Raw genomic sequence first — 7,143 nt, 5'->3', positions numbered from 1 at the left:
CCCGACCACGAGATGTTCGACGACCCGAGTGAGGTCCCCGAGGCCCTGACGACCAGGCGCTGATCACGCAAGAACGCGACGGGGGGGCCCCAGGGCCCCGCCCGTCGTCCTGTTCACCCGAGCCCTCCGGTCAGCGCGAACGCCCACACGGGCACCAGCCCCCGCTTCAGGAGCTTGAACGTGGGGATCGGGCTGCTGCTGACGGTCTCCTTGTACGTGATCGCCGCCCGGCCCTTCAGGTACCACCTGCGCGGGCTGTCGTCCCGCCGGGTGAACTGGATGACCGCGTCCTTCCGCCCCAGGGAGAGGGGCTGATGCACGTACCCGAACCGGAACGCCTTCGGGGTCCTGCCGCGCAGGGTCGCGGCGAGCGAGTCGGCGGCGTGCAGGCCGGTGGGGATGCCGCCCTGGCAGGTGCCGTGCAGCACGCCGTACGGCTGGCTGACCGCGGCGGCGTCGCCGACGGCGTACACGTCGGGGTGGGACACCGAGCGCAGCGCGGAGTCCACCACGATCCGGCCGCGGGCGTCGACGGTCAGCCCGGACCCGGCGGCCAGCGGCAGCCCCCTGGTGCCGGTGGTCCACAGTGTCGCGTCGGAGTGGACGAGCTCGCCCCCGGCCAGCTCGACGCCCTCCGGCAGCACCTTGGTGATGTCCGCGCCGGTCCGCACCTCGACGCCCAGCCGCTCCAGCACGGCGTCCAGGTGGGCGCGGGCCCGCTCGCCCATCATGGAGCCGGGCCGCCCCCTGGTCAGCAGGACCACGTGCAGGTGCGGGTGGGCCTCCGCGATCTCCGCCGCCGACTCGACGCCGGTCAGCCCACCGCCGGCCACGACGACCGTGCCCGAGGTGAGGGCGGTGAGGCGTTCGGCGAGCCGTACGGTTCCCGCGTGGTCGTCGTAGACGAAGGCGTGCTCGGCGACGCCGGGCACCGAGGCGTCGGTGACGGTGCCGAGCGCGTAGATCAGCTTGTCGTAGCCGAGCACGCGCCCGTCCGCCAGCCGGGCCTGCCGCCGCTCAACGTCCAGCCCGGCCACCCGGCCCTGGACGAACTCGATGCCGGTGCCCGCGACCACGTCCTCCAGCGGGAAGTCCGTCAGCCGCTGCCCGGCCGCCGTCTGGTGCAGCCTGAGCCGCTCGGTGAACCTCGGCGAGGCGTTCACCAGCCGCACCCGGCCGCCCGTGCGGCGGGTCCTGACGGCGGTCCTGATGGCCGCGACGACTCCGGTGTAGCCGGCTCCGAGTACCAGGATGTCGGTCATTGTCCTTACCTCCTCGATCCGGCCTGAAGACGGATCGAGAAGGCTCGGATGTGACATCGGGCTATCCGGCGGCCGGCACGGCGGGCTTGTCGTTCGTCCAGCCGACCTTGTACGTCTCGACCCCGCTCTTGCCGGCCACCGGCTTGCCGTCGTCCCGCAGGTCGGTGTAGTGGGCCAGCAGCGTCATCGTCCGGGTGTCCACGATGAACTGCTCCTTGAGCACCGATCTCTTCTGGTCGTAGACCGGCAGGGCGACCTTCTGACCGGACCGGTTCAGCGGGTCCTTCGCCCGGCCGAGGTCACTGACGCCCTTGGTGGTCCTCAACGCCTGGTACGCGGCGGACCTGACCTTGAACGGCACCGGGTTCTCGTACAGCAGGTGGGTCATGTACCCGGCCACGTACCGGTCGAAGTGGATCAGCCGGTCCTCCTTCTTCGCCTTCGGGTCGGAGGTCTTGGCGTCCTCCGCGGCCCAGTCGATCCAGGCGCGCACGTCCGCGACGGCGCGCGCCCTGGGGGCTTCGGGCTCGGTCGGCAGGCCTGGAGCTGGGGTGGCGTTTGGCCCGCCGCTGGAAGCCCGCGTTCCGGTTCCCCTCACCCGAGCGGATCAGCATCCAGCGGCTCTCGCGACGCTGGGGCCGGGTAAAGCTGCCGAAATTCGGTTGGGTGCGGTTTCGCTGGTCACGCCCGCCGGGCGGGACTGTCCGCTCAACAACGGTGTCCCATGATGGCGGGCGCTGGTTCGTGGCGTTCCTGATCGAGGACGGACAGGCTTCCCCAGCGGCGCATCCGGGCCCGTGGGCCGGGATCGACCGCGGCGTGATCGTGGCCGCCACCACCTCTGATGGCGACTTCCATGACCGCGCCTACATCGCGACCGGCGAGGCTGAACGCTACCGCCGTTTGCAGCAGCAACTTGCCCGGACCCGGCGCGGCAGTAACCGGCGCAGGCGCGTGATCGCGAAGATCGGGGCGGTGATGCGGCGGGTCCGGCACCGTCGGGCTGATTTCAACGCGCGCACCGCAGCGAGCCTGTGCGAGCAGTACGGCACGGTAGTGCTGGAGGACCTCAAGACGGCGAACATGACCAAGTCAGCGTCCGGCACCATCGAGTGTCCGGGCAGGAATGTGGCCGCCAAGTCCGGCCTGAATCGGGCCATCTTGGATAAGGGCTGGTACGGGCTGGAGCTTGCGCTCACCAGCGCGGCGCGTCGTACAGGCACTCAGATCGTCAAGGTCAACCCGGCGTACACAAGTATCACGTGCTCGACCTGTGGGGCGGTGGACGCGAAATCGCGCGAGAGCCAAGCGCGGTTCTCCTGCACCTCATGCACAATGGTCGAACACGCTGACGTGAACGCCGCCATCAATATCAAAACGCGGCCGGGCAGGTCGTGTCAGGACGTGGAGACCTGGCTGTTGGGCGGTCTGTGAAGCGTCAACCACCCCGGACGCGAGCGCGGCCCCACGCGCCGGCGGCATGGGGAATCCCGGTCGTTCAAGGCCAGGAGGAAGTCAATCAACCGATAGGGCGTTTTCTTCTCCCCACACCGGTTGCGCCAGGGCTCTGACAGGACGATCCGCCTCTTTAGGGAACTTCCCAGCCGCGCTCGCGCAGGGCCTCGACCAGCATGGACACGGCGTCGGGCTCGACCGACAGCTCGGCGATGCCCAGGGGCAGCCCGGGGGCGTGCTCCAGGCGCACGTCCTCGACGTTGACCCCGACCTCGTCGCACACCTGGAAGAGGCGGGCGAGCTGGCCGGGGCGGTCGCCGATGACGACCTGGACGACGGCGTAGGAGGAGGCCGGGCCGCCGTGCTTGCCGGGGATGCGGTCGTGGCCGACGACGCCGCGCTTGAGCAGCTGGGTGATGTCGTTGGTGGCGGTGCCGTCGCCCTCGGCCAGGGCGCGCAGGGCGCTGGCGGCGTCGGCCAGGTCGGCGGCGACGGCTTCGAGCACCTCGGCGACCGGGGAGGCGTTGCCGGACAGGATGCCGAGCCAGAGGCTCGGGTCGCTGCCCGCGATCCTGGTGACGTCACGCACGCCCTGGCCGGCCAGGCCGAGCGCGACGTCGGTGGCGTCGGCCAGGCGGGCCGCCACGGCGGAGGCGGCGACGTGGGGCGCGTGGGAGACGACGGCGACCGCGCGGTCGTGCTCGGACGCGCTCACCTCGACCGCGTTGGCCCCGCACAGCTCGATCAGCCGCAGCACGGTCGCCTTGGCCTCGGGGTCGGCCTCGTCGGTGGGGCACAGCGCCCACGGCCGGCCCAGGAACAGATCGGCCCTGGCCGCCCCCGGGCCGGACTTCTCGCGGCCCGCGAGCGGGTGGGAGGCGACGTAGGAGGTCAGGTCGCAGCCGAGCTGCGTGGCCCGGTGCAGGGGCTCGGCCTTCACGCTGGCGACGTCGGTGTAGAACCTGGCGGCGTTGATCCGCTGCAGCTCCAGCAGCTCGGTCGCCACGTGGGCCGGGGGGACCGCGATGATCGCCAGGTCCACCTCGCCGGTGTGCTGCTCGTCCGGGTCCCAGTCTTCGCCCGCGCCCAGCTCCCGTGCCAGCCGTACGGCGGCTTGATCGCGGTCGGCGAGCAGCACGCGTACGCCGCGCTTACGCAGCGCCAGGGCAGCGGAAGTGCCGATGAGGCCGGTGCCGACGACGAGCGCGGTGCGAAGTTCCATCTCGATGTCCTGATTTATCGGGCCATAGTGGGCGTGAATATGCCCTGACGTAATCGCCGGGCGTTACTGGGCGATATCCTGCCGCAACTTCACCGCGCCACGCAGGTAGACATGCTGGATCGCGGAGCGCGGGCGGTCGAGGTCGACGTGGGCCATGAGGCGTACCACCCGGGGCAGCGCGCCCGGCACGTCGATCTCGGTGCAGCAGATCAGCGGCACCTCGTGGAAGCCCAGCTTGCGCGCCGCGAGCGCCGGGAACTCGGCCGTCAGGTCGGGCGTGGCCGTGAACAGCACGCTGATCACGTCGTCGGTGGTCAGCTCGTTACGCTCCATGATCGCGGTGACCAGCTCGGTCGTGCCTGCGATGATCGAGTCGCGGTCGTTGGCTTCCACCTGGATCGCCCCGCGGATCGCCCGCACCATGTGGTTTGTCCCCTTCCATAGCGGGAGAGCCCGTGCGGAGATTCGCACGGGCTCCTGCGTCCGGCCAGATTACAGCTTCACGGCCGCGTAAAGCTCACCGACCTCTTTCAAGGTCAGCGCCCTGACCGTCCCGGCTTTGGTACGGCCCAGCTTGACCGGGCCGAACTCGATCCTGGCCAGGTCGATCACCCGGTGGCCCGCCACTTCCAGCATGCGCCGGACGACGTGCTTGCGGCCCTCGTGCAGGACGACCTCGACCAGCGCCTGCTGGCCGTGCTCCTGCACGATCGCGAAGCTGTCGGCCTTGACGATGCCGTCCTCCAGCTCGATGCCCTGCTTGAGCCTGCGGCCCAGGTCGCGCGGGATCGGGCCCGGCACCTTGGCCCAGTACTTCTTCTGCACGCCGTAGCTGGGGTGCGTCAGCCGGTTGGCCAGCTCGCCGTCGTTGGTGAGCAGCAGCAGGCCCTCGGTCTCGGTGTCCAGCCTGCCCACGTGGAACAGCCTCGGGGCCAGCTCCTCCACGTAGTCGGCCAGGCACGGGCGGCCCTGCGGGTCGCTCATGGTGGAGACGACGCCGATGGGCTTGTTCATGGCGTAGTAGACGAGGTCGGGGGCGGTGGGGACGCGCTTGCCGTCCACGTGGATGACCTGCGTCGCCGGGTCCACCTTGGCCCCGAACCGCCGCACGACCTGGCCGTTCACGGTGACCCTGCCGTCGCCGATCATCTCCTCGCAGGCCCGGCGGCTGGCCACGCCCGCCTGGGCGAGCACCTTCTGCAGCCGCACCCCGTTGGGGACCTCGGTGGTGTCGCGCTCGTCGGTGTAGTCGTCGGGGTAGAAGTCGCGGTCGCGGAGGGGCTGGCGAGCGGCCTTCACGCGGTCGCGCTGGGGGCTGCCGCTGCCGATCGTCTGCACGTCGTCGCGGCGGGGGGTACGGGGGGCGCGGTCGGCGGTGCGGGGGGCGGTGCGGGGGGCATCGCCGTCCCGCCTGCCGAACCGGGCACGCGAGGAAGCCGGAGCTCCGCCGTCCCTGCGCCCACTCCGATCGACCCGGAACCCGCCACCGCCACCGCGCTCATCACGCCGCCCGGCACCGTAACCACCGCGGTCGTCGCGCTGCCCGGTACCGGAACCACTGCGCTCATCGCGCCGTCCGGCACCGTAACCGCCGCGGTCATCGCGTCGGCCGGCACCGTAACCGCCGCGGTCGTCACGCCGGTTGGCCGTGTAACCGCCGCGCTCGTCACGCCGCCCGGCACCGTAACCGCCACGCTCGTCGCGCTGCCCGGTACCGGAACCACTGCGCTCATCGCGCCGTCCGGCACCGTAACCACCACGATCATCGCGTCGGCCGGCACCGTAACCACCACGGTCATCGCGTCGGCCGGCACCGTAACCACCGCGGTCGTCACGCCGGTTGGCCGTGTAACCGCCACGGTCGTCACGCCGCCCGGCACCGTAACCGCCACGCTCGTCGCGTCGGTCGGTTCCGGAGCCGCCACGCTCGTCGCGGGAACCGCGGGCGCGCTCGCCGCCGGAGTCGTCACGACGCCCGGCGCCGTAACCACGGCGGTCGTCGCGGAAACCGCCGCCACGCTGGCCGCCGCGCTCGTCGTCGCGGCGCTCGGAGCGGTATCCGCCCCGGTCGCCGTAGGGCCGCTCCTGGCGCTCACCGCGCCCGTTGCGGTCGTCGTACCGGCTTCCCCGGTCTTCGTACCGGCTCCCACGGTCGTCGTTCCGGCCGGCGCGGTCTTCGGTCCGGTTGCCGCGGTCTTCGTAACGGCTGCCGCGGTCGTCACGCGCCGGGTAGCGCTCGCCGCGGGGTTGCCTCTGCTCGCGGCCGCCGGACCCGGCACGCGAGCCGCTCCGGTCGGCGCGGAGGGAGTCCCCGGACCCGCCGCGGAAGCCGCCGCCGGACCGGGATCCTGAACTGGAATCGGAGCGGAAGGCGGGACGTCCCGCTCGGCCCTGACCCGAGCCGCCGGTACGTCCACGACCGCGTCCATCACCGGACGGGGTGCTACGCCTGTTGATCACTTTGTTGTCTCCTCGAGGTTTTCCACGTCGTCGGGGAGGAGGGGCGCGAGCTCGGGGAGCTCGCTGAGGTCCCGCAGTCCCAGACGTTCAAGGAAGTATGAGCTTGTCCGGTAGAGCACTGCCTGGCTCTCCGGGTCGGTGCCGGCCTCTTCGACCAGCCCTCTCGCGACGAGCGTCCGCATGACGCCGTCACTGTTCACGCCGCGTACCGCGGCGACGCGGGCCCGGCTCACCGGTTGCCGGTAAGCCACGACCGCAAGTGTTTCCAGCGCGGCCTGGGTGAGCCGCGTCTGCTGGCCGTCGCGTACGAACCGCTCGACCAGGGGCGCGCAGTCGGCACGCGTGTAAAAACGCCAGCCGCCCGCGACATCTCTCAAGTCAAAACCTCGGCCGGCAGCGGTATATTCCGCCGCCAGGCCCCGCAATGCGGCGGCGACCTCGTGGGTGGGCCGCTCCAGCACCTGGGCCAGGGTGATCTCGGCCACGGGCTCATCGACGACGAGCAGGATGGCCTCCAGCGCCGCCGCCAACGTCGGCCCTTCCCCCGCGCGCTCCTGGCCCTCCTCCGCGTCCCCGGGCTCCTCCTCGAGGCCTTCCGCACCCCGCCCCGGACCCGCGCCCGAGGGAGCCGCGGCCGGGGCGGCATCCCCTCGTGCGACAGGTCCATGAGGTTGTCCACCAGCAGCCCGAACCGCGCCTTGAGCGGCTCCATCCCCGACACCGTCGTGTACTCGGGAGAGTCCA

General features: G+C 71.5%; 7 protein-coding genes and 1 pseudogene. 1 reads left to right on the top strand and 7 read right to left on the bottom strand.

From position 1 onward, the window contains the following. Positions 1-113: 113 nt before the first annotated feature. Both ACWDX9_RS57065 and ACWDX9_RS57060 read right to left on the bottom strand, forming a co-directional pair. On the bottom strand, positions 114-1,262 hold the full coding sequence (locus ACWDX9_RS57065) for an NAD(P)/FAD-dependent oxidoreductase (protein WP_449971441.1): 1,149 nt from the start codon (positions 1,260-1,262) through the stop codon (positions 114-116). Between the two features lie 61 nt (positions 1,263-1,323). Further along, positions 1,324-1,755, bottom strand: a complete 432-nt coding sequence (locus tag ACWDX9_RS57060) for a hypothetical protein (RefSeq protein WP_449971439.1) — start codon at positions 1,753-1,755, stop codon at positions 1,324-1,326. Between the two features lie 65 nt (positions 1,756-1,820). Here ACWDX9_RS57060 and ACWDX9_RS57055 point away from each other — a divergent pair, with 65 nt between their 5' ends. Beyond that, a complete protein-coding gene (locus tag ACWDX9_RS57055; protein WP_449971436.1) occupies positions 1,821-2,696 on the top strand; it encodes an RNA-guided endonuclease InsQ/TnpB family protein in 876 nt (291 codons plus the stop codon). A gap of 154 nt (positions 2,697-2,850) precedes the next feature. Here the strand turns inward: ACWDX9_RS57055 and ACWDX9_RS57050 are convergent, their stop codons facing one another. From ACWDX9_RS57050 to scpB, 5 genes and pseudogenes are all read right to left on the bottom strand, one after another. Then, positions 2,851-3,939 carry a prephenate dehydrogenase gene (locus ACWDX9_RS57050; protein WP_449971432.1) on the bottom strand — a complete coding sequence of 363 codons (1,089 nt, stop codon included), beginning with the start codon at positions 3,937-3,939 and terminating at the stop codon, positions 2,851-2,853. Positions 3,940-4,002: 63 nt separating this feature from the next. Beyond that, a complete protein-coding gene (gene aroH, locus ACWDX9_RS57045; protein WP_185073133.1) occupies positions 4,003-4,362 on the bottom strand; it encodes a chorismate mutase in 360 nt (119 codons plus the stop codon). Between the two features lie 69 nt (positions 4,363-4,431). Continuing rightward, complete coding sequence (locus tag ACWDX9_RS57040; protein WP_350726418.1) at positions 4,432-5,238, bottom strand: pseudouridine synthase; 807 nt, start codon at positions 5,236-5,238, stop codon at positions 4,432-4,434. A 123-nt stretch (positions 5,239-5,361) separates the two neighbouring features. Then, a pseudogene (locus ACWDX9_RS57035) lies at positions 5,362-6,399 on the bottom strand (pseudouridine synthase); the annotation flags it as partial. Further along, positions 6,396-6,929, bottom strand: a complete 534-nt coding sequence (scpB, locus tag ACWDX9_RS57030; RefSeq protein WP_350726906.1) for an SMC-Scp complex subunit ScpB — start codon at positions 6,927-6,929, stop codon at positions 6,396-6,398. The pseudogene ACWDX9_RS57035 and the gene scpB, both read right to left, overlap by 4 nt. Positions 6,930-7,143 lie beyond the last annotated feature (214 nt).

Source organism: Nonomuraea sp. NPDC003201 (genome assembly GCF_053590415.1).
Note: the sequence above shows the minus strand (reverse complement) of the source record. Positions and strands in the feature narration are given on the sequence as shown.

What these genes read in the sequence shown, in the direction of transcription:
- ACWDX9_RS57065 (WP_449971441.1), bottom strand. Translation starts at nt 1,262, where the DNA reads ATGACCGACATCCTGGTACTCGGAGCCGGCTACACCGGAGTCGTCGCG.
- ACWDX9_RS57050 (WP_449971432.1), bottom strand. Translation starts at nt 3,939, where the DNA reads ATGGAACTTCGCACCGCGCTCGTCGTCGGCACCGGCCTCATCGGCACT.
- aroH (WP_185073133.1), bottom strand. Translation starts at nt 4,362, where the DNA reads ATGGTGCGGGCGATCCGCGGGGCGATCCAGGTGGAAGCCAACGACCGC.